Origin of the sequence: Vibrio casei (assembly GCF_002218025.2) — a bacterium.
In the GTDB taxonomy this organism is placed as follows: Bacteria; Pseudomonadota; Gammaproteobacteria; order Enterobacterales; family Vibrionaceae; genus Vibrio; species Vibrio casei.
In genome coordinates this window covers 737,133-758,438 of sequence record NZ_AP018680.1, presented here as the reverse complement: position 1 = coordinate 758,438, position 21,306 = coordinate 737,133, and the positions used below count along the sequence as shown (strand labels likewise).

Annotated in this window: 14 protein-coding genes and 1 pseudogene; 8 read left to right on the top strand and 7 right to left on the bottom strand. The window is 41.7% G+C overall.

The window, feature by feature from the left end:
- The first annotated feature begins 119 nt into the window (after window positions 1-119).
- Together VCASEI_RS03630 and VCASEI_RS03625 are read left to right on the top strand one after the other, a co-directional pair.
- Window positions 120-1,007, top strand: coding sequence for a ketopantoate reductase family protein (locus VCASEI_RS03630; RefSeq protein ID WP_086961468.1), 888 nt, complete (start codon window positions 120-122; stop codon window positions 1,005-1,007).
- Between the two features lie 126 nt (window positions 1,008-1,133).
- Window positions 1,134-2,390 carry an aminotransferase class V-fold PLP-dependent enzyme gene (locus tag VCASEI_RS03625; protein WP_086961470.1) on the top strand — a complete coding sequence of 419 codons (1,257 nt, stop codon included), beginning with the start codon at window positions 1,134-1,136 and terminating at the stop codon, window positions 2,388-2,390.
- A gap of 26 nt (window positions 2,391-2,416) precedes the next feature.
- Here the strand turns inward: VCASEI_RS03625 and csdE are convergent, their stop codons facing one another.
- The 3 genes from csdE to mltA all read right to left on the bottom strand — a co-directional run bounded on the left by csdE (window position 2,417) and on the right by mltA (window position 4,886).
- Window positions 2,417-2,836, bottom strand: coding sequence for a cysteine desulfurase sulfur acceptor subunit CsdE (gene csdE / locus VCASEI_RS03620; RefSeq protein ID WP_086961471.1), 420 nt, complete (start codon window positions 2,834-2,836; stop codon window positions 2,417-2,419).
- A 30-nt stretch (window positions 2,837-2,866) separates the two neighbouring features.
- Complete coding sequence (tcdA, locus tag VCASEI_RS03615) at window positions 2,867-3,673, bottom strand: tRNA cyclic N6-threonylcarbamoyladenosine(37) synthase TcdA (RefSeq protein WP_086961473.1); 807 nt, start codon at window positions 3,671-3,673, stop codon at window positions 2,867-2,869.
- Window positions 3,674-3,803: 130 nt separating this feature from the next.
- A complete protein-coding gene (gene mltA / locus VCASEI_RS03610; protein WP_258954854.1) occupies window positions 3,804-4,886 on the bottom strand; it encodes a murein transglycosylase A in 1,083 nt (360 codons plus the stop codon).
- 428 nt (window positions 4,887-5,314) lie between these two features.
- Here mltA and argA point away from each other — a divergent pair, with 428 nt between their 5' ends.
- On the top strand, window positions 5,315-6,652 hold the full coding sequence (gene argA, locus VCASEI_RS03605; RefSeq protein ID WP_086961475.1) for an amino-acid N-acetyltransferase: 1,338 nt from the start codon (window positions 5,315-5,317) through the stop codon (window positions 6,650-6,652).
- An 85-nt stretch (window positions 6,653-6,737) separates the two neighbouring features.
- On the opposite strand, the gene VCASEI_RS03600 is transcribed toward argA, so the two are convergent.
- From VCASEI_RS03600 to recC, 4 genes are all read right to left on the bottom strand, one after another.
- Complete coding sequence (locus tag VCASEI_RS03600) at window positions 6,738-7,202, bottom strand: YhcH/YjgK/YiaL family protein (RefSeq protein WP_086961477.1); 465 nt, start codon at window positions 7,200-7,202, stop codon at window positions 6,738-6,740.
- A 55-nt stretch (window positions 7,203-7,257) separates the two neighbouring features.
- Complete coding sequence (recD, locus tag VCASEI_RS03595) at window positions 7,258-9,591, bottom strand: exodeoxyribonuclease V subunit alpha (protein WP_086961708.1); 2,334 nt, start codon at window positions 9,589-9,591, stop codon at window positions 7,258-7,260.
- 71 nt (window positions 9,592-9,662) lie between these two features.
- A complete protein-coding gene (gene recB, locus VCASEI_RS03590) occupies window positions 9,663-13,343 on the bottom strand; it encodes an exodeoxyribonuclease V subunit beta (protein ID WP_089110800.1) in 3,681 nt (1,226 codons plus the stop codon).
- A 362-nt stretch (window positions 13,344-13,705) separates the two neighbouring features.
- Window positions 13,706-17,293, bottom strand: a complete 3,588-nt coding sequence (gene recC / locus VCASEI_RS03585) for an exodeoxyribonuclease V subunit gamma (protein WP_089110799.1) — start codon at window positions 17,291-17,293, stop codon at window positions 13,706-13,708.
- A gap of 154 nt (window positions 17,294-17,447) precedes the next feature.
- On the opposite strand from recC, the gene VCASEI_RS03580 reads away from it, so the two are divergent.
- From VCASEI_RS03580 to dapD, 5 genes and pseudogenes are all read left to right on the top strand, one after another.
- Window positions 17,448-18,350, top strand: a complete 903-nt coding sequence (locus tag VCASEI_RS03580; protein ID WP_089110798.1) for a LysR substrate-binding domain-containing protein — start codon at window positions 17,448-17,450, stop codon at window positions 18,348-18,350.
- A 98-nt stretch (window positions 18,351-18,448) separates the two neighbouring features.
- Window positions 18,449-18,751 carry a YebG family protein gene (locus VCASEI_RS03575; protein ID WP_089110797.1) on the top strand — a complete coding sequence of 101 codons (303 nt, stop codon included), beginning with the start codon at window positions 18,449-18,451 and terminating at the stop codon, window positions 18,749-18,751.
- 55 nt (window positions 18,752-18,806) lie between these two features.
- Window positions 18,807-19,238, top strand: a pseudogene (locus tag VCASEI_RS03570) (MarC family protein); the annotation flags it as partial.
- Between the two features lie 160 nt (window positions 19,239-19,398).
- The gene (locus tag VCASEI_RS03565; protein WP_089110796.1) at window positions 19,399-19,977 is read left to right on the top strand and encodes an acetate uptake transporter; all 579 of its coding nucleotides are present in this window, start codon (window positions 19,399-19,401) and stop codon (window positions 19,975-19,977) included.
- Window positions 19,978-20,137: 160 nt separating this feature from the next.
- Window positions 20,138-21,169 carry a 2,3,4,5-tetrahydropyridine-2,6-dicarboxylate N-succinyltransferase gene (gene dapD / locus VCASEI_RS03560; RefSeq protein WP_086961489.1) on the top strand — a complete coding sequence of 344 codons (1,032 nt, stop codon included), beginning with the start codon at window positions 20,138-20,140 and terminating at the stop codon, window positions 21,167-21,169.
- The last annotated feature ends 137 nt before the right edge of the window (window positions 21,170-21,306 follow it).

Genomic DNA, 21,306 nt, shown 5'->3' with positions numbered 1-21,306 from the left:
ATTGAGTTTTCAATCTGCGCTATTGTTGTTTTTACGGTATTCTATTTGGAATGAGAAGGTTTCTCGCAATGATGATGAAGTTAATGGTCGCGCTTTCTCTGTAAAAAAGGAAAAATAGAATGAAGATAGGGATTGTCGGTTTAGGCGCTATAGGCTCTTTATGGGCAGCAAAATGTCACCAAATTCATCATGACGTCATCGGTTTTACCCGTTCAAAAACGCTAGCACCACTAGTAATCCAACTGGATCAATTTCAACCTTTCACACTGACAATTAACGATTATCAAGCACTGCAAGATTGCCAGTTATTACTCGTAACCGTGAAATCAACTCAAGTAACAGAAGCAATTGAACCCCTTCATGCATTTTTAAATTCAAGTACACCGATTGTGTTTTTACATAATGGAATGGGCGCGGTTGATGCTTTAGATTCTAAATGGCATCAATATCCACTTTTACTTGCCACCACGACTCAAGCTGCATTTAAACCAACACAGGGCCAAGTCAATCATACGGGACTAGGACAAACATTCATTGGGCCAAGCCCTTTGTCTTCTCCTTTTAAAAAATCTGACATTAATGATCTCATCATTGCGCTAAATACCATCTTACCTAGTGTTGAATGGCGCAATGATATTCACACCGCCTTGTGGAATAAACTGGCGATCAACAGTGTTATCAATCCATTAACGGCTATTCATCAATGCCGAAATGGCAAATTAGCCAATGATCAATTCAAGAAACAGATATCAATTTTAATCAAAGAAATCAGCCAAGTCCTTAACGCTGAGAACATCGCGATTTCTCATCAATCTGTTGTTGATAATGTTTATCGCGTTATTGAGTCCACTGCACAAAACTTTTCATCAATGCATCAAGATATCGCTCACCACCGTACAACTGAAATCGACTTTATTACTGGTTATTTGATTCGAACCGCCCAAAAGCATGGGCTTAATACGCCACATCATCAAGCTTTAATGGAAAAAATAAAAGCAATAAGTTAACCAATACTCTAAGCATCTTCACACTAACTATGCTCAGCCTATCGAAACTAAAAAGGGGATCAGTTTTGGTTGCTGTAAATTTGCTTTATACTCCCCACCCTATTTTATTTATTGGCTAAGTTGATTATGTCTTCTCATCACACGAACCCACAGCATAATGATGTTTTAGATATTGAGGCAATTCGGGCTCAATTCCCATTCATCCATGTAGAATCCGAATCATCGGTGGTGTATTTAGACAACGCGGCAACCACGCAAAAACCTCAATGTGTGATTGATAGCATCAGCCAATATTACAGCCAACAAAATGCTAATGTACATCGTGGCAGCCACCGCTTAACCGCCAATGCAACGGAAGAATTTGAACAGGCACGGTCTCAGGTCCAGTCTTTCATTGGTGCGAATAGCTATAAAGAAATTATTTGGACACGCGGCGCAACCGAAGCCATCAATCTCATCGCACAAACTTATGCTCGTAACACGTTACAAGCTGGAGATGAAATCCTTGTCGGCGAAATGGAACATCATGCGAATATTGTGCCTTGGCAAATCGTCGCGGAGCAAACGGGAGCAAAAGTTATTAAAGTCCCCATGACCCAAGACTGCCGGTGGGATATGAAAGCCTTTATATCATTGCTCAATAATAAAACGAAGATCGTAGCCGCAGCCCATATTACGAATGTCACCGCAACTCGTCAGCCAATAGAATCAATTATTGAATATACTCATAATGTTGGCGCGATTGCTGTCATCGATGGCGCTCAAGGTATCGTACATGAACCCGTCGATGTCCAAAAACTCAATTGCGATTTCTATGTTTTCTCCGGCCATAAACTATATGCACCAACTGGCATTGGCGTGCTTTATGGTAAACAAACATTACTCGATGCTATGCCACCTTGGCATGGTGGAGGTAAGATGGTGGAAAAAGTGAGTTTTGAACAAACCTCATTTGCAGAACTGCCTGGTAAATTTGAAGCAGGAACTCCTAATGTTGCAGGGGCAATTGCACTTGCTACTGCCATTCAATGGCTATCTCATTTTGATGATCAGCAAGTTGAAGCACATCTCCATAAACTAAGTCACCAGTTAGTCGAAGGCTTAATGAAGATTGAAGGCGTAACCATCATAGGGTTGCAACCACAAGCAAGCGTTGTCAGCTTTACTCTTACTCTTGATGGGGAGAGCATTCATCATCAAGATATTGCGATTCTTCTTGATAAGCAAAATATTGCCGTACGATCTGGACACCATTGTGCGCACCCATTGATGGATGCGCTGGGCATAAGCGGTACTATTCGAGTTTCGATGGGAATTTATAACAATGAAGACGATATTGAGGCATTACTCACCGCTTTAACTAAAACGGTTGAATTGTTGTAACAGAAATACAAATGAATTAACGTTCCCTAATCAGTCACTTGTTTAATGGTTTCGACAATCGCTCTAAGCCCATTACCACGTGACTGACTTAAATGATCGACTAATTCCAGTTGCTCAAAATAAGCTTTAGTATCAAAATTTTTAATATATTCCGAAGATTGATGATGAAAAGCCGCTAACACTAAAGCGATTAAACCTCGAACGATTCGAGCATCCGAATCCGCTTGAAAATGCCAACACTCACCATCAAATTCAGACACTAACCACACCTTACTTTCACAGCCAGAAACCAAAAGCTGATCCTGCTTCAAACTCTCGTCAAGAGTAGGCAGTTGCTTTCCCCACATAATTACTTGGCGATATCTCTCTTCCCAGCTCGTAAAAGCAGACACAGTTTTCACAATAGTTTCAGCAGTAATAGTCGTTCCAAAAGGATGGTTAGACATTATAAATTCTCACATGTACGTAGTTGGTAGCTAAAGGTTATGCTTTTGAATTAACTTCTCAACAATTCGAGAAACCGCAACAAACCCAAAAGTGGCGGTCACTACGGTTGCAGCGCCAAACCCACTGGCGCAATCCATGCGCTTTGGGCCTTCCGCGGTTGATTTGATGCCGCATACACTGCCATCCGGTTGAGGGTATTTAAGTTGCTCTGTCGAAAAGACACAATCAATACTGAATTTACGTTGCGGGTTTTTACTAAAGTTATGAAAACGACGCAATGTATCTTTTAATTTTTTGGCTAACGGATCTTGTACCGTTTTGGATAAATCAGCAATTTTAATTTGTGTTGGATCGGTTTGGCCGCCCGCGCCACCTGTCGTAATCACTTTGATTTTATTGCTACGGCAATATGCCAATAAAGCCGCTTTCGGCTTAATACTGTCAATCGCATCCAACACATAATCAAAATCTTTACTTATATACTGATTCACATTGTCAGGCGTGATGAAATCATCAACCAAGTTCACTTTGCATTCAGGATTGATCAAAGCCACACGCTCAGCCATCACTTCAATCTTACTCTGTCCTACGCTTGTGCTTAATGCATGTATTTGACGGTTAATATTCGTCACACACACATCATCCATATCGATTAAAGTAAGCTCACCCACACCGGTTCTAGCTAATGCTTCTACTGCCCACGAACCAACACCGCCAATACCAACAACGCAAACATGCGCTGCACGTAAAATATCGACTTCATTATAACCATACAATCGGCGAGTTCCACCGAAACGTTGGTCATAGCGATCAGATGCGGGTTGCATTGTTTTCATGAGAAGCCTTTAACACCAGAGATCAAAAAAGAGCGCGCATTATACCTGTCTCTAGGTCAATACGCACTCTTTCAACAATCTATCCCTTTAGTACTTCAACCTTCCATTTGCCGAAGCCTCTGTCAATCAACTAATTATTCGGAATTTGCAGTGGTGGCGCAGTAAGATCCAATTTCCACACTCGTCCAAAATGACGATAATGCCCAGCCGCAATCCCTGAGCGCGCGCCCATTCCATGATACAAATCTAGATGCCCACCTTTTACTGCGCCTCCAGTATCCAATACGATTAGCAACTTGAGCACATGAATGCCCGTCCATTGGCCATTAACATCTAATAATGGTACTTCCGCTAAAATTGGCGTCCCCATAGGAAAAATACTGCGGTCTCCAGCTACTGCCGCCATAGGCAGAAGAGGAATACCTGCCGCACCAACTACTTCCGCACCAGGTTGACGCTCAAAGAAAACATAAGAAGGGTTCTGTTCTAATAACTCTTGCACGGTTGCGGTATCATTTTTCAATGCCCATTCTTTAATCGCTTTCATCGACATTTTTTCTTTCGGAATAATGCCACGCTCAATTAATATTCGGCCAATACTGACATACGGGTGATTATTCTTACCAGCATAAGCAAAGTAATCTAGCTCATCATTATCCGCATAGTGCACAAAACCACTGCCTTGCACTTCCATTAAGAACGGATCCATCATATTTGATGCATAACCTAGTACTAACCCTTTATCTTTCAATGCACCATCATAAATTTGAGCTCGGGTCGGGCAAACCGATCCACACTGTGGTTTAGCATAAACAGGGTATTTGAATAAATGATCCGGAGTATGACGCATTTCAATCACAGGAGAGAAGTACCCGGTAAATAAGATATTTCCTTTCTTATCCGCACCAGCCAATTGCTCAATATTCACACCATATTTAGCAAGCTGAGTAGGATCACCGCTTTCTTGTGCCCATACATTAAGTTGAGCATAAAGATTGGCGTATTTGGATTTTAAAGAAGGCGATGTTATTTCCACTTGCTCAGCCTGTCTGGCAAAGGTCGTAAAATCTTGTGGTGATTGAGTTTGAATGGTATCCACATTTTCTAAAGTGGTATCAAGTTTCCCGTCTAAATACTGTTGCCCACGCTCAACCTTTTGAGCACAACCAAGCATCATCGTAACAACAGTAAAAACAAATACGCGAGAAGCAATTGGTTTGATAGGCCTAAAAGAAAATCGAGAAGATAAAATAGAAAAGGTCTGCACGAAAAATCACCAAGTGAGTTGAGTGGTCAATAATAAGCACAATGACAAAAATAGCACTTAGGCACAAGCAACAAACTAGGGTTTGAAATATCTCACAACAAAATCCCGATCCGCCAACAATAACCCATTACTTATTTCTTTGTCACCACGCAAGTCTCATTGATGAATACACATTATCCTTCAACTTGACCTGTAAAAGTAAAATCAGCAACTGGAAAGTATAGTGTCATATCATTACGTTTTGTCATCTTTACAACAAATCGCACATAAACGGTAACTTAAGTTGTTTAAACTTATTTTTGATTTAAATAATGATTGATCAATGTTGAATTTTTAGTCACTATTTAAACATAAAAAATCAAGGGAAGATTAACGTGAAATTGCGAAGTACAGCACTAGTTAAAGGATTCAGACAATCTGCACCATACGTCAATGCCCATCGTGGAAAAACCATGGTGATCATGCTCGGAGGCGAAGCATTTAACGACAACAATTTTGATAACATCATTAATGATATCGCCTTATTACACAGCTTGGGGATGAGAATTGTATTGGTATATGGGGCTCGCCCTCAAATCAATCAGAACTTACAAAATAATAATTGTGAATCGCACTACCATAAAGGGATTCGTGTCACAAATGAATCGGCTCTGGATTTTGCGATGCAAGCCGCTGGTCGATTGCAATTAGCCATTACGGCTCGCCTGTCAATGAGCTTAAACAACACGCCAATGCAAGGTACTCAACTGAACGTGGTAAGTGGTAATTTTGTGATCGCTCAGCCACTAGGTGTCGATGATGGCATCGATTATTGCCACAGCGGCAAAGTACGCCGTATTGATTCTGCCGCCATTAATCGTATGCTCGATATGGGCTCCATTGTGGTAGTAGGTCCTATTGCCAGCTCCGTCACCGGTGAAAGCTTTAACCTTATGTATGAAGATGTCGCCACCCAAATAGCGATTCGACTGAAAGCCTATAAATTAATCGGGTTTTGTTCAGAACAAGGCATTATTGATGATGACGGCCGCGTCATTCCTGAATTATTTCCTAATGGCGCAGAACAGCTCGTGACAGAATTAGAATCGCAACCTAACATCGAAAGCGGTTACACCAGTGGAACCTTTCGATTTCTACGAAGCGCCCTTGCCGCATGCCGAGCGGGTGTACCCCGTTGTCATTTAGTCAGCTATAAAGAAGATGGGGCGCTATTACAAGAGTTGTTTTCATTTGATGGCATTGGCACTCAAGTCGTAATGGCTAGCGCGGAACAAACTCGAACGGCCCTGATTCAAGACATTGGTGGTATTTTAGACCTGATTCACCCATTGGAAGAGCAAGGTATTTTAGTCCGCCGCTCACGAGAGCAATTAGAACAAGAAGTCCATAAATTCACTATTATTGATAAAGATAGGCTAGTGATTGGTTGTGCCGCTTTATACCCATATATAGAAGATAAAATGGCCGAAATGGCTTGTGTCGCCGTTCACCCTGATTATCGTGATGGCGATCGTGGTGTGGTGTTACTCAAACATATGAGCCAAGAAGCCAAAGCCATGGGAATTAATAAATTGTTTGTCTTAACTACACATAGTTTGCATTGGTTTAGAGAGCAAGGCTTTGAAGAAGTTGGCGTAGATTCTTTGCCAATGGAAAAACGGGGGCTATACAACTATCAACGCAAATCAAAAATATTGGTGTTAAGAATATAACCTAAAGATCAACATTATTATTCGCTTCTCGGTAGCTGCACATCGCGTGACCTACCAAGAAGCGCTGTATACTGGCAACTGCTGTTTAAATCAAATCTCGATGTACTTTTATTACCGCTTTTCTCACCGTCATGGGTTCTTTCGTTGCACATTGTGGTCGGTGTGATTCACCAGGATAGAAGATAATAAAATCCCCTGCTCTTAATGAAATAAAACTTTCGTTGCCCACTTCATTAAACAATAAGACATCATTGGTGTATTCCGGTTTATCCAGAAGCGCTTGTGGTGTTTCAATTGAGTATCCAAAGGTTTCTTCACCCTCTAAGATAATCTGAATATCTAAATAATCACGGTGTATCTCTGTTTTTCGGTCTTCTCTCGGTTCCGTTTCTGGTGTCATCAACACGCAAAAAACACGATCTCCATCAATATCATAACGACCGTTATCATTATTATCTTCCGCAATCTGCTGAGCCTGCTTTATATACTCAATAAAACGCCTAGGAAGAATAGAGCTCCAACTTAACCGTTCAACATTGCCAAAAAACATGGTTTATCTCCACTATTACGCCAACTTCCAGAGCGTATCATTATTAACACGGCGATTAAGAACAACTTAACCGTTCACTTAACCCGCTAGTTCGTAGGGTTTTTATCGAAACACCTTGCGCCAAAACATGTGGGTTTGCAAATAAATTCAATCGAGATTTAGCGCGAGTGACACCGGTATAAATTAATTCCCTAGTTAAAATTTGATTCATTTTCTCTGGCAATAACAACACGGTATGCTCAAACTCACTGCCTTGTGATTTATGAATCGTCATCGCAAAGGCAACATCATGCTGAGGAACACGGCTTGGCAACACACCTTTAATCCGCCCATCTGGCATTTCAAAATAAACGCGAAGCCTTGGTTCTTGTTCACTTTTATCCAGCAAACAAATGCCAATATCCCCATTATGCAATCCTAAGGTTGAATCATTTTTATTCACCATAATGGGTTTACCCACATACCAAGGTTCATCAGCCACTGGATGGATAAAGCCACTCTTGGTTAACGCCTGCTCAATCATTTGATTCATGCCTTGTACGCCGTATTCCCCCTCACGAACCGCGCACAAAAGACGAGCATGACTAAAGGCTTTCAATACCGACTTAGCCTTCAATTCCATCGAGGCTTTTTCCATTACTTTATGATTCACATCTGCAAATAAGTCACCTTGAACAGGAGCGATGGATTCAGCACTATCAATTGACTCACAATACGGTCGATAACCTTCTACCATTAAATCAAGAAGTTCCGTTTGAGCCACTTTCCATGCTTCAGTTGGGGAAATATCGAATGCGCCTGAATAAGACAAAGTTGGCAGTGGATGAAAAGAAATATCCAGAAAGCCTTGTCGCCATATCGATTCAACTTGTTTTGCATTACCCGCATTAATGGCTTTAGCTAACTGCCCAATACCTGAGCGAGCATGGAACCGATAGCTTTTTCTAAGCATGCACAAACTATCCGCAATATCATGACCATTCGCAGCTTTAGGTAAATATTGAAACCCGGTTAACTCACCTAATTGTTTGGCGTAATCGGGCTGATAACCTACTTCACTAAACAAGCAAATATCCCCTAAAATTGCTCCCGCCTCGACCGAAGCCAATTGATCTTTATCCCCTAGCAAGATAAGCCTGGCATGGCTTGGTAACGCTTCAAGTAATCGGTGCATCATAGGCAAGTCGACCATAGATGCTTCATCAACCACCAAAATATCAACATGCAATGGGTTGGCTTTGTTATGTTTAAATTGAACCGTATTTGGCCTTGCGCCCAATAAACGATGAATGGTGCTGGACTGCGTAGGTATCATCGCTTTCATAGTATCGTCAACGGGCAGTTGAGCTACCGCCAATCCAATCGATTCAGTGAGTCGCGCCGCTGCTTTGCCCGTTGGTGCCACAAGCTTAATGATAGGGAAATTCTCACTGGCTTGTGATTGACTCATTAATGCCGCCAATAATTTTGCAACCGTTGTCGTTTTACCCGTTCCTGGGCCACCGGAAATTACCGAAAACTGTCGAGTCAGAGCAACAGCCGCCGCCACTTTTTGCCAATTTAAACATACCGATTCAGGCACAAGCTTATCGAGCCTATCCAAGTCATCGACGGTCTTGGCATGAACAAGTACCGACTCAATTTCTTGAAAATCTAGATCATCCGGTTTCTCAACATCCAAGTATTCACATACCGCACGTTGTCGTGTCACCGCATCACTAATGTCGGCTTGCTTTAATGCTTGCCAGAGGTAGGTGTAATCACGGCTAAATAAGCGATCTAGAGTACTTTTCATTACTTTTTTTTGCGTAGACGAAAACACCAAAGATTGAGACCGCTGTAAAAAACCGCTAGCGACTTGCCTTTCATAGTGCCAATAACGCGCTAGGTACACTCGACCACCATCGGCGGATTGCTCAAATACCAAAGGAAATGCACGCAATTGGCTGCCTTCATCAACCTTTTGATCTTGCTCACCTGCGAAGGCTTGTGCATGAATCGTCGTTTTCTGACAAATAAACGCCTGTTGGCAAACATCACGCCAATCCCAATGTTGCCATTCAACTAAAGCGCAAGCGTATTTTTGCCTCAATTCTGGGTGCAAATGAAACCAAAAATTCAGCGATAATGCCTCAACGATATCAAACGTTTTCAAGTGAATACAGATATGACCACGCCCAAATTCATGACTGAGTAAACACGCCAATACGCCTATTTGAATCGCAATTTTCTCATCTGGTTTGGTATTGGCATTATCTTGCGGTTCAAGAATAGGTGCACTTGAGTCAAGACGCTGCTTTTGGTAAATAAAAAGACCAAATTGTACATCAATCGCGCGTAAGCCCCCGACCGATTGCAAATCGTTTAATAAACGAAATAACGTCGGCATCGTATTAAGCGAACTGTCTTCTCTCAAAACGGCTGAACACTCAGTCAAATCAGAAGGTTCTATCACTGGCATTACACACGTTCCCCGTCAATTAAATGGTCGAGTTCTTGTAAAAATTGCTGACTTGGTTTCGCTGAAAACACGCCATATTGAGGGAAAAGTTGCCCTTTTACCTCATCGGATTGTTCATCAAGCTCGTCACTAACAGAAAAACCTCGTAGGAAAAGATAATAAACACCGCCAAAATGTTTGTCATAATCGTAATGTGCAACCCGGCTTTTCAAAAATCGGTGCAATGCTAACGCGTAAATTTGATACTGAAAATCATAGCGATGTTCCACCATAGCCTGTTTAATATTATCCAAATGATAATCTTCCACCTGTGAGCCTAAATGGTTCGATTTCCAATCCAGAACATAATATTTACCTTGATGCTCAAACACTAAATCAATGAAGCCTTTCAACATGCCTTGAACCGGGTAAAAACCTAAATCGCCCGCGGAGCTCGATAATTCATCATGTGTTTTAATAATGCGATTCAGTGTACTGGCGAGCAAGGACTTCACGGGTAATAAAAACTCCATTTCAACTAAACGTTGCTTTGGCCCTTTAGATGCAAGGCGAAGAGAAGCACCATCTAATGGTGTATTGAGTACACAATCCACCATAGTTTGAATCGCAGGTAACCATTGTAAATCGTATTGTTCTTGCTGCATTAAGCGAATAATAATGTCGGTATTTTCAGGGCTTGTCGCAGCTTGAGTAAACTCGACCTCCTCAAAAATGGTATGCAGAAAAGTACCCGGTCTCGCCCCTCTTGGAAATTCAAACATGCTCCAAGGGTTTGTCTTCTCTTGCTCCAATGGTTCTTCCATATCCAATGAAGATTCTGGTAAGAAAGAGAAAGCAGCGGATTGGTTATCCTCTTGGGCATCGCTGTCGATATTGGTTTCAACATCCATGGCCACATCAAATTCATCATGGCGATGATCTGAATGGTGAGATTGCTTCACTAAACTCGAATAACTGGTCATGCGCCATGAACGGTCAATGTGCGCTTTTAACGCCAAGGCTTTCAAGTTTGGCTGTTGTTCAACTACCGGCACATAACGTTGCGTTGGGATATAAGGCGCTTCAGCCAGTCGCATATTCGATGATGCCGTCACAAGCGAAGTACAACTTTCCTTTAATCCCGCCGCAGGCATAGCTTGGTGACGCTGTAATAAGCAGCCCAACGCACTTAAATGCGCGGTCGATTCATCTTTCTTTACGTTGCCTTTTTTCAAAGGTGCCAAACCAATAAAACAACCATAAACGGCGCGAGTGAGCGCGACATACAGCAAACGAAGATCTTCTGCTAGACGTTCTTTTTCAGCCAAAGACAACCCTTCATCTGGTTTCGATAAATCCAACACGGTGCGTTGCTTATCCGCTTGATAATATTTCGCCACTTTGGCCGCTTTAAAGTTACTGGCAAAAGGCAAGAAAACCAGATCATACTCTAAGCCTTTAGATTTATGGATGGTGATGATTTGCACTAAATTACGCTCAGATTCCAAACGTTGTGTTTGCTCACCAATTTCACCATTAGGCTGCTCAACATTTTCACTTAGCCAACGAATCAACGCATTTTCACCATCCAAAGATAAACTCGCTTGCTGAACCAATTCTGACAAGTGCAACAAATCGGTTAGCTTACGTTCACCATTGATTTCCACCAGCCAACGCTCGGCAATATGACGCTGACTAATCACCGCACGGATCATTGGAAGAACGCCCCGCTCTAACCACAGTAATCGGTACTGTTCAAATTCGTTAACTACGTTTTCCCACGCATTTTCATCCACGTTAAAACGGTCGAGCTGTTGCGCATTAAGCGCAAATAAATCACTAGCAAGAATCGCCCGCAATGCGCCTTCATCGCTCGGATTAGCCGCCGCGCTCAATAAACGAAGTACGTCATGAGTCACTTCACTGCCAAATACGCTATCACGATTAGAAAGATACACACTGGCAATCCCTTGTTCGGCTAACGCTTGTTTGATCTGCTTACCTTCTTTACCCGTTCGAACCAATACGGCAATATCACTGGCTTGAATAACTTTTTCTTTACCTTTTTTATCAATAAAAGACGCCTTACCTTGCTGGGAAGAAGACAGAATATGATGGATTTTATGCGCAGTATAGGTCGCCATCACTTGGTTATACTCGCCAGCAGAAACCGGTAAATTATCTTGCGCTTCATGCAACCAGAATTGCACCGCTTGTTGAGGTTTCCCATCCAAGAGCCAGTGCATATTTTCAGCCTGAACGCTGGCGTTAACTGGTAAAAAAGGAATATCGTCATCGTAGAGAAACGGGCGTTCTGCGAAGGTGAAAATTTGATTAACACTTTCAATCATCGCTTCACTCGATCGCCAATTGGTACCAAGTGTGTAATGTTCTTTTACTTCATTACGCGCTTGAATATAGGTAAAAATATCCGCGCCACGAAAGCCATAAATAGCTTGTTTAGGGTCACCAATCATAAACCAGCCATTATCCGGATGATCAAGATAAATATGGCGAAAAATGTGGTATTGCTGAGGGTCGGTATCTTGAAACTCATCGATCATGGCCACGGGATAAAGCTGACGAATACGCTCGGTCAATAAGCTCTGTTGATCATTTTGAATTGCGCCGTCTAACTGACTTAATAAGTCATCAAACGAAAGCTGCCCTTGTTGTTGTTTGGCTTGTGCAAGCAATTGACGACAACCACGGATCGCTTGGTATTTAAAAATCAATTCAAAATCGGGTTGGTTATCCAGCAATTCATCAATAGCACTAAATGCTAGGTGCTGAGCAACATCGCCTTTTTTAGTATCCGTCGCGGTATTTAAAGTGCTTTGTGCAAAACGAATTAATTTATCCGATATTTGACCATCATCTGCTGTAGTTTTCGCCCATTGATGCACCTCATCCAACCAAGCCGGAAGACGTGTTTTATTGTATGGATTACGTTTAATGCCAGAACCATCAATTAAGCTGAACATCTCATTACAGCTTTGATTCCATAATGATTTCACTTTATCAATACGCGCTAAATGTTGTTTTTGAAGTTCAATCAAATCCACATCCAGTTTAATGGAAGGAAACGACAATTCTGGCCCGGATAAATAGCGACCTATTTCAGAAAGTAAACTGTGTGGGCTGCTCCATAAGGTTTGAATTTGAGCCGCTAAGCTTTTAGGTAATGGGTAAAAGTGGCGTCGCCAATAGTCACTCACGACTTGCAACTTAATTTGGCTTTCATCGGTAATGAATTCGTTTTGAAAGCGGCTCCCTGACTCAAACGCATTTTGAGTGAGCATACGTTGACAAAAACCGTGGATAGTAAATATAGCCGCTTCATCCATTTGGCGTTCTGCTTGCAGCAATGCCTCTACCGCAAGATCACGTTGAGCACATTGATCTAACAAAGGTTTTAAAACAGGATCATCGGTTTCGCCTCGAGCAAAGGCAATTCTTGCCTCATGAATACGACGACGAATACGACCACGCAATTCAGCCGTTGCCGCTTCGGTAAACGTCACCACTAAAATCTGATCAACGGTTAAGGGGGATGAATAAGCCGAACCATTCTGTCCATGACCAAGCAATAAACGTAAATACAACGCCGCAATGGTGAAAGTTTTCCCTGTACCTGCCGAGGCTTCAATCAATCTAGCCCCATACAAAGGAAAAGTCATACTGTTAAGTGGTTGCGCCATCGATATTCATCCTGTTTAAAGGTTATTTATACTTATTTTTAGTGAGTAAACTCTCACTTTCTGACCAATATTTTTCTTAGTCACAACTTGAAACATAATGTGAGAATTGACTCACGTTTTTTTGCTTAACTTAGCTTTACCATCTTTGGCGCATCATAAAGGTGAATCTCGTGAAACATCAGATTCAGTCTGTGAGTGCAAACCAACATTAAAATAAAAACGGTTAATCCAATAACAATTAGTAATTAAAGAACAATATTTTTAATTACAATAGGTCACATCGACCCTAGGCCGCCCAGCGAACACCCTACACAATAACGATTTGCTGGCGGCTTTCTTCTTTTCTACCCATCTATTATTTATTAATTTTTCAATGCCTTAGCATCTTGACGATTATCAAGTAATGGCTTCAATACTTGTTCCGCTAAATACAATAATTCAATGCCTGCCGGTTCATTCCATTCTTTCCAAACGCGTTGAATATAGGTGTCGCTACCTTCTCCAGGCATAGTGTTACCAAGGCGGCCAATACTGTCATGGAACATTTTAGACATGGCAGCCAAAGCAATATTTTTTTGTTCTTCCTCAATAAAACCTAGCCAACGTTCATCTTTTGAATAACCACTTTCGATCCCCGAAAAAGCGGTTTTTGGCGCAAACCATAAAGGGGCGTCCATCCCTTGGTAATAAAGTGCTAATAACGTTTCTAAATTCTGCTTGGCTTGCTGGGCATCCATTGCTTGTAGTTCAATATGTTGCCATTCACCTTTATGAGTACCAAAAAGTTGAGTTGGCTGACTGTGTCCCATCGCACTAAAACATAAGTGTTCTATCCAATTATTCAATAAATTAACACTATGAACTCCACCATTACGATAACGGACTAACCCATGCTGATAATGGCCACTTAACCAACCAGACAACCGATGTTTCTGCGTTTGACCATTCACATTCAGCTCAAAATCTAAGCTTATTTCCAAATCAGGCTTCTTTTCATCAAGCCAAGGCAGTAAAGCTTCCGCGAGTGGCTTAACGCTGCTTAATAAGGTCTCGGCGGCTAAATCACCAAAGCTGGCGATAGGCAACTGACCTTCAGCCTGTTGTTGACGAAGGAAATGCTTCGCAACGCGATCAAAATCATGCAAACTCGGTTTTTCAGACGCACTCAACCAATGTGATAATAATTGCTCACCAAATTGATATTTATCTAAACCCGCCACTAAAAACGGTTCATCATCCAGTTGGTGAGACATTAATTGACGATTATCGAAATAGGTTTTTAAGCGTTGATTAAAGAAATACTTGACGGGCAAACGCCAAAAACGTTGTAACTCTTGTAACTCAAGCAAATATCGCCCTTGGCTGTCTACTTCAACTTGAGCCAAATAGGAGTCTAATGGTTGATAAAGAAAAGTCTGAAGAAGACTGGTTTGCAAATCATTGGCAGTCATATCCATTTCAGATTGTTTAGCCGCAGGTAACCATTCCTTGGCGTAACTAGAAATAGCCTGATCTGTGCCATCAAAAGCACGGCGGCTAAATGGCACTAATGGATGTTTATGAGTAAAAGTGTTAACGAGCGCAAGACCAGATTGATCACTTGGCTTGCTTTCATAGCCGATTAATGCGTAATTTTGTTGGCAATATTCTAGCAACTCAGACACTAATACCGATGGCTCTTGCTCGCTATTATCTTGAATAGATCGCCCTACATAACTAATGTACAAGTACTGCTGAGCCGATAATAAGGCTTCAAGAAACAAATAGCGGTCATCATCTCGCCTAGAGCGATCCCCGGCTCTTGTTCGGCCATTCATTAAATCAAAGCCTTCAGGGGCAACCGTCCTTGGATATAAACCATCATTCATACCCAATAAACAGACGACATTAAAGGGAATGGAACGCATCGGCATCAAGGTACAAAAATTCACTTGTCCCGCAAGAAAACGTTGGCTAACACGTGCATTCGACAAATGATTTTGTAAATATTGCTCAACCACTTTAGGAGAAAACAGTTCATCAGCACTGATAGCCGCATCCTGCAATTGCTCACTCAACTGCTGCAAACAATGACGAATCGAACTTAGAACGACTTCCCCTTCTAATTCAACTGAAAAACAGTCATCCAATACACCGAGTAAGAACTGCTGCCAAGTAGCAAAAGTGTGACTATCAGACAAACGGTCACGATATAGCTGTAAAGTCCTTACAAAACTCGCTAACTTACCGGCAAGATCGGCATCCATACCTTGAACTTCATCAAATGCTGCGATCACGCCATCACCACATTCAAATAGGCCGGCCTCTTCTGGCATCGCATAGCCAAGTAACATCCGTTCAATACCAAACAACCAAGTATTCTGTTGTTGCCGTGGCAATGATAAATCTAAAGCCGTGTGTTCATCCAATCCCCAGCGTATGCCAACTTGTTGAACCCATAACGAAACGCGATCGAACTCTTGCTCATCAATACCAAAACGCGCCATGACAGCAGGAACTTCTAATAATTCTAATATCTCGGAAGCTTGACACCGGCGCCGAGGCAAAGAAAGTAAACGCATGAAAGCTTGTAGGATAGGGTTTTCTTGATCAACACTGCGATCGGAAATAGAAAATGGAATAAATCGCTCACCGGGCGCGTTACCAAAGACGGCTTGAATGGCATGACTATAGGCGTTGATGTCTGCGACCATTACAATAATATCGCGAGGCTTCAAGGTTGGATCGGCATCAAACATGGCTAATAGACGATCATGCAACACTTCGACTTCTCGCATCGGGCTGTGGCAAACATGCAGCTGAAGAGAAACATCATCCTTTTCGATAGCTGGCTTATATTCGCTTGTCGTGAGTGAGCGTTGGTCATCTTGGTGCTCACGTAACTCCAAAATATCCGCTTGAATCTGTTTCAATAAATGGTGGTCATCTACATCGACAAAGACATCAATTTCATTGGCTTCAAGTTGCGATAATAAATACAGGTTATCACGCCCCAATTTCCCCATCGAAGCCAGTAAGCTATTTCCAACGGCATCTTGGGTATGAAGTTGCTGGTATTCTGGCACTTCATTTTGCTCAATGGTTCCTTTAAGCAAAATAGTTTCGCCAGCGCGTTCAGAATGGTCGCCTTTCCAACGTAGTTGTTGGCGTGTTTTCGCCGCCAGTTTCGCAAGATATTTCCGATCGCGTACCTCGCCCCAATAATAACGACACGGATTGGTAAACATAAGATGCACATCAATATGAGCGCCCAATGCATGCAAAGCATCCAGATAACGAGGAGGAAGCGCGGTAATACCAAAGACAAACAAACGCTTTGGTAACTGAGACGATTGATTTAAATCCCCCACAAAACTGTCAAGAGTATCAATAAAATGTTCATACAAATTAGCACGATGATAAGGAGATTGCCCTAAAGCCACCGTTTGATCATAAAGAGCTTGCCATAACATGGGCTGCCAAGGGTGCTCACCATTTAGCTCCGCAACGGTTTCGCCGGCTTCCCAAGTGGCAATCCACTCTGGCCGATACACCAAATAACCATCAAAAATATCCGCAATTTTTTCGGCCAATTGATAGCGTTTAGACTGATCATCGTCTTGCTCTAAATATTGCTTTAAAGGCGAAAATTCCGGTGTGTCTAACTGTTGAGGCAGCAATTGCATGAGCTTCCATGTCATCGCTTCTTTATTAAAGGCACTGCGCTTGGGGACATCCGTAAGAATGTCGGTAAACAAATTCCAAATAAAAGTCGCAGGAAGTGGAAATTCAAGGTTTGCCGCCACACCAAACTCATTCGCCAACTCCATTTTCAACCACTGTGACATACCTGGGCTTTGCACTAGGATTTGTTCGGCTTCAAAAGGATTTTCAAGCGGGTTTAGTCGAATCAGCTCGACCAATAAAGATTTTAAAACATCAACTTGATTGGAATGATAAACGGTAAACACAATGCACCTTAATTTCACTTTCATGAGAACAAAAAGATTACCACATATTTTAAATATAACCCGTTGCTAAGCTTATATAATAAGATTCTTTTTATTTAACCTCACTCAACATTCGGTGTAAGGTAACTCAACTCGTCACTTTTCGGTCTGGCTTATGAATATCACTCTAAAACAACTCAAAGTATTCACAACCATTACCCAACATAAAACATTAACCGCTTCCGCTGAAAAGCTGTTCTTAACTAAAGCGGCGGTGAGTTTATCGTTAGGAGAATTGGAGAGACAATTAGGACATGCGCTTTTTGATCGAGTTAATAATCGCTTAATCCTAAACCAAGAAGGCAAGCGATTACTGCCTATTGCCGATGAATTACTGCACCGAAGTGAAGATATCAATCACATGTTCCAAGCCGAAAATCAGCTGCATGGCCAGCTAAAAATTGGTGCTAGTGACACAATAGGGAATCAAGTCGCCCCCTATTTATTAAGAGATTTCAGAGAACAATCTCAACATCTCGATCAAAACTTATTTATTTCAAACACAACGTTGATCTGTCAAAAACTAACGGATTACGAGTTAGATATCGGTTTAATCGAAGGTAAAATACAGTCTGACCAATTAATCATGAAACCATGGAATCAAGATGCAATGTGCGTGGTGTGTTCATTCGATCATCCTTTAGCCAGTAAAACAAACATTCATATGACCGATCTAGAAAATAGCCAATGGTTATTAAGAGAAGCAGGATCCGGTTCAAGAGAATTCTTTCTCCGCACCATTGCTCCAAGAATTGAAATTTGGAATGAATCTTTTCAGCTCAACACGACCGAAGCCATTTTAAATGCCACTGCCGCCAATCTAGGGCTGGCCTGTTTATCTCAATTGGCCGCTCAATCAGCGATTAATGATCAACGAGTGGTGGAAGTATCGCTTCCCTTGAATATGTCTCGTCGCTTCTGGTTGCTAGTGCACAAAGAAAAATATCAAAGCCCTTTATTAAAAAGCTTTATGCAATTTTGCATCGACTGGGAAATGAGCAATTCACTAAAAAGATAGAAGTCACCAACAATCTAAAGGATATTCACTGGACAACACTAGAAAATAACTGTATAAAAAACCAGTTAAATACATTCAAATTGCATACGAGGATAACCATGGCTGTAATCGTCAAGTACGTGGTGGAACGCAACGGAGAAGAAAAGATGACTTTCACTTCCAAAGCTGAAGCTGACGCTTATGACAAGATGTTGGATATGGCAGATGAGCTTTTCACTTTGCTAGAAAATAGCAAGCTCATTGAAGAAGATGATAAGAAAGAAGAATTATCACTTTACCTTGCACAAAACAAAGAAGAAGTACTTTATGCACTAGGGGCAAAACGCAAACCTGCCCCAAAGAAAAGCAACAAAGTTACCCCTGAAGAATCAGATTCAGAGACGCCAGAGCAAGCGGCATAATACGAACACTTTTTAAAAGTACCCAATTCCAAGGCAATAACAGCAAACGTTGTTATTGCCTTTGCTGTTTTTAGGCTCAAGTGGTGGGATTTTAGTATTTTTGATTGGCTTCCACATGTTGCAAGGGAAATCCCCAGCCGATCAACCGGAGTCCAGTGAGATTGATATAAAAGCACAAAAGAAAGCAGCTCTAGGCTTAGCGATATCCCCGCTAGCCACCCCAATTTTAGCCGGCCCGGGTACCATTGCGACCGCAATGAACTTTGCTGCTTCTGGCGGTTTTAGCCAGCTCATCATCACCATCGTATCTTTTGGCTTATTATGTATATTGACCTATTTCTTATTTGTTTTTGGCGAGCGTTTCGTCAAAGCCATTGGCCCGAGCGCTCTTGATGTTGTCACGCGAATGATGGGGTTGATCTTAGCTGTTATCGGCATGCAAATGCTTATCGAAGGTATCGATCAAGCTTATAAAGCATTTCTATAACCTTTATTATCTCAAATAACATATAAAGCTAGCCTTTTGCTAATCTGGTTAGTTTTTACCTTAACTCTAAATTGTATACAATATTGAGAACAATTATTTACGCGTGTTGATTTTAATGCTATTACTATTGTTAACGTTTAATCATCACTCAACCCATTAAATGAAAACTCTTTCGATTAATTACATACCATTAGGACTATTTGCTTTTAGTATCACCAGCATCCTAGTGAACTTACATGGCTTAGGGCTATTCCCATTAAATGCATTAGTGCTTTCTATGGCGCTCATCTTTGGTAGCGGAACACAATTATTTGTGGGTTTGGTCGAATATAAACAAGGGAATAATTTCGCGGGGATCACCTTCAGCGCCTACGGCCTTTATTGGTTATCTTATGTCGGTATTTTATTGTTTCCATTGCTAGATATAGCGCTGACTCCCCCCGCAGCATTAATCGGGTTTTATTTCCTTTTATGGGCAGTGTTTACTAGCATGATGTCCATCATCGCCCGCCGAATAAGTTTGATGGATTTTTTTATTTTTTGCACGCTAGCCTTGTTGTATTTCTTGCTCACCCTCCATCAATTCCTTCCATTGGCCAGTATCAATATATTAGCGAGCCTCACGGGGATCATATGTGGCGGAAGCGCATTTTATCTGGCAATAGCCAAGATTTTTCAACAAGAACTCGGTCAATCTTTTTTACCGATGGGCATCGTCTCATCCCCAAAGAATGAATAATCTCCGTCCCGTAGAATGAAAATGGACATCAATATTGATTATTTTCGATTCAAGCCTTTCCACTCAGGCATGCAATCATTATGATTGGGGTAACAGTTTGACATTCAATGGGCAAAATAAATGATCTTTGCCCGATATTTTTACATGGAGAGACCTTTAAATGGCTAATTTCGCCCTTGCCTTTGGCACCGCAACGAAAAACCGCGATGGAAAAATCATCGAAGCATTCTTCCCTAATCCAATTATTAACCCATCAGATGCTTTAGTCGCAGCTGTTGCTCAAGTATCGGGATATTCTAAAGGTAATCAAGTCATTGAAATCAGCCCTGAAGTTGCTGGCGAGCTTTCAACCGCTTTTGCCGCGAATGCCGATGTTGCAAATGCGGACTTTGCTGAAAAAGCCGTTCAATCATCGCAACCATTCGTACTTGTTATCCTTGCGACGGATGAACAACCAACATCGGTTGCTGAAGGCTTCTTAAAACTGCAATTAATTTCTCACCGTTTAGCGAAACCACACGGCATTGTCCTTGATGGTATTTTTGGCCTACTACACAATATTGCATGGACTAATCAAGGCCCTATTGATCTACCTGAATTAGCTTCTCGTCAGATAGAAGCTCGCTTAAAAGGCGAAGTGATCACTGTCGATTGTGTGGATAAATTCCCGAAAATGGTCGATTACATTGTTCCAACTGGCGTTCGTATTGCTGATACATCTCGTGTTCGTCTTGGCGCACATGTGGGCGAAGGTACAACCGTTATGCATGAAGGTTTCATTAACTTCAATGCAGGCACAACCGGTATCAGCATGGTAGAAGGACGCATTTCTGCTGGTGTTATGGTGGGTGAAGGTTCTGATATTGGCGGTGGCGCATCAATTATGGGTACGCTTTCTGGTGGTGGTAAAGTTGTAATCAAGATTGGCGAAAACAGTCTACTTGGGGCAAATGCTGGATTAGGTTTCCCACTAGGCGATCGTTGCACAATTGAATCTGGCTTATACATTACCGCAGGTACTAAAGTCACCATGCTTGATGCATCTGGCAATGAAGTCGAAATCGTTAAAGCTCGCGATTTATCAGGTAAACCGGATCTACTATTCCGCCGTAATTCAATAACAGGCAAGATTGAATGTTTAACCAATAAATCTGCGGTTGAATTAAACAGTGAGCTACACTCGAATAATTAATATTGGCTAAAGTGTATGAATAAAGTCACTGATTCAAATTAGAAGCTAATAATCAAAAAATTAAAATCCCAGAGCCTATTCTGGGATTTTTATATCGCTAAACACATTCTATTAGGATGTCTCTTTCCCATTGATAC

Excerpts from the sequence above, each read along its gene's own strand:
- VCASEI_RS03625 (WP_086961470.1), top strand. The coding sequence starts at position 1,134 with ATGTCTTCTCATCACACGAACCCACAGCATAATGATGTTTTAGATATT.
- VCASEI_RS03580 (WP_089110798.1), top strand. The coding sequence starts at position 17,448 with ATGAATATCACTCTAAAACAACTCAAAGTATTCACAACCATTACCCAA.
- csdE (WP_086961471.1), bottom strand. The coding sequence starts at position 2,836 with ATGTCTAACCATCCTTTTGGAACGACTATTACTGCTGAAACTATTGTG.
- dapD (WP_086961489.1), top strand. The coding sequence starts at position 20,138 with ATGGCTAATTTCGCCCTTGCCTTTGGCACCGCAACGAAAAACCGCGAT.
- VCASEI_RS03630 (WP_086961468.1), top strand. The coding sequence starts at position 120 with ATGAAGATAGGGATTGTCGGTTTAGGCGCTATAGGCTCTTTATGGGCA.
- recD (WP_086961708.1), bottom strand. The coding sequence starts at position 9,591 with ATGCCGACGTTATTTCGTTTATTAAACGATTTGCAATCGGTCGGGGGC.
- VCASEI_RS03600 (WP_086961477.1), bottom strand. The coding sequence starts at position 7,202 with ATGTTTTTTGGCAATGTTGAACGGTTAAGTTGGAGCTCTATTCTTCCT.
- recB (WP_089110800.1), bottom strand. The coding sequence starts at position 13,343 with ATGGCGCAACCACTTAACAGTATGACTTTTCCTTTGTATGGGGCTAGA.
- VCASEI_RS03575 (WP_089110797.1), top strand. The coding sequence starts at position 18,449 with ATGGCTGTAATCGTCAAGTACGTGGTGGAACGCAACGGAGAAGAAAAG.
- tcdA (WP_086961473.1), bottom strand. The coding sequence starts at position 3,673 with ATGAAAACAATGCAACCCGCATCTGATCGCTATGACCAACGTTTCGGT.
- VCASEI_RS03565 (WP_089110796.1), top strand. The coding sequence starts at position 19,399 with ATGAAAACTCTTTCGATTAATTACATACCATTAGGACTATTTGCTTTT.